The sequence below is a fragment of the Fulvivirga lutimaris genome (genome assembly GCF_009711525.1).
GTDB classification, from domain to species: domain Bacteria; phylum Bacteroidota; class Bacteroidia; order Cytophagales; family Cyclobacteriaceae; genus Fulvivirga; species Fulvivirga lutimaris.
Genome location: NZ_SMLV01000100.1, coordinates 1 through 1,672 on the forward strand (window position 1 = coordinate 1; position 1,672 = coordinate 1,672).

A 1,672-nucleotide genomic window follows, 5' to 3' on the forward strand; every position below is an offset into this window, starting at 1 on the left:
GGTTTTGCTTGCAGAGGAGGAGGAACTTGTACCACCATTTTAAATCATTATTAATCAATTAGTTATCATAATCAATTATGTATAGGTAACCGAATAGGTAACCGAATAAATTGAAAGCCTTTAATCTAATTTGATTTCATCTGCAATAAGAATCAAGGCCAATTCCCAACTTCAATATTCCCCTCCACATCTGCTTTAAGAATAACATTATTCTCCCAGCAGGTACAATATAAGTTGCTAACAACTTCGAATTCTATTGGCTCCGTTTCTTGGCCATCAAATACAAGCACTTTTTTTCCCATCTCACTTTTGATCATGGTATCCCATTCATTTAGCATTTTAACAACTCCTTTATTGGGATGGCCATGATCCCAACCTGTGCCCTTACCTCGATCTCCTGAGAATCCAGCACTTATAACAGCATACTTAGGTTTAATTACTTTCAGCAACTCAGAGGTAGTTGCATTGCTCGATCCATGATGACCAACCTGGTAAACATCAGCTTCAAAGATTTCTTCATTTCCATAATAGTTTGCAAGCAGATATTCAATTCCCTCATCTTCCAAATCACCTGTAAACAGAAATGAAGACTCTCCATATACAACCTTAATTACAAGGCTGTGATTATTAGGGTTACTAAAATGACTTTTGTAAAACTTATGTCCATTTACTTCTACAGGTTCATCAATTTCAACCATCCCTGTAAAAACCTTTATTACAGGTCCATTGTCATCGCAATCAAATGGGTCAATTTGTTTATAATACATGCCATTGGGCTTCTTACTTAAGGCATCCGAATAAGTTAAATATCTATGTTCAACTCCCTCTTCGTTATTTATTAGATATTGTACATCATTTGTATTATAATTTTCAGTACTAACAACATTCAAAACCTTGTATTTATCACTTATCTCATTTAATGACTCATTGTGGTCGTAATGATTATGAGTAATCAAAATCGTATTTATAGTCTTGTTTAAATCCGTGCGTCTCTCAAAAAATGCATCAAGATAATTGATCAATTTTTCAGTGCTCTTTTTACTATTCGTAAAAACTTGAGATCCTGCATCAATCATTACAACACCACACTCAAATTCCAAAAGCGTTGCATCAGCCTGATCTATGTCAATGAAATGTGCTTTCATTGATTGCCCCAGCACTGATAAACTAAATAAAAGAAGAACTATTGTTACATGGCTTATTCTGAAAATCATAATTAATTGCAGTTGGTTAGATTACATTTAACAAAATGAATAATCAAATTATATAAATTGATAACTGATTTCTTACATTCCAATATAGTAATATTTTATTTGATTTAATTTGCGCCACTTTGTTCACCGCAAAAGTTTATTAGTTGGAAAATCCGTGTTTAAAATTGCTCAATGAGCTCGAAAGTAAGCTTATTGAAATTGAGCAGAATCATGATTCTAGATTAGATCGCTGCTCCGAAAAGATCAAATTATGTCAAAGATTAACTCTGGAATTAAGAGGTCATTATCTTAATCATAAATTCCTAAGCCCTGATGACGAGATTAATTTCTTTAAGAAAATCAAACCAAGATTATTCTCAGAGTTATACTTTCAAATCCAAATATTTGAATACTATAAGCTGAGGCCAAAAGGTAGTTTAAAAGCCAAAAAGGTCTTTCTTAATGGTTGCCTAGATAAA

At 32.8% G+C, this 1,672-nt stretch carries 2 protein-coding genes; one reads left to right on the forward strand and one right to left on the reverse strand.

What is annotated here, in order from left to right; genetic code table 11:
* Nucleotides 1-152: 152 nt before the first annotated feature.
* Nucleotides 153-1,214: a ComEC/Rec2 family competence protein gene (locus E1140_RS00425; RefSeq protein ID WP_155177984.1), complete on the reverse strand. Its 1,062-nt coding sequence runs from the start codon at nucleotides 1,212-1,214 to the stop codon at nucleotides 153-155.
* A gap of 143 nt (nucleotides 1,215-1,357) precedes the next feature.
* On the opposite strand from E1140_RS00425, the gene E1140_RS21610 reads away from it, so the two are divergent.
* A partial coding sequence (locus E1140_RS21610) for an RteC domain-containing protein (protein WP_221412592.1) occupies nucleotides 1,358-1,672 on the forward strand: 315 nt, incomplete at its 3' end.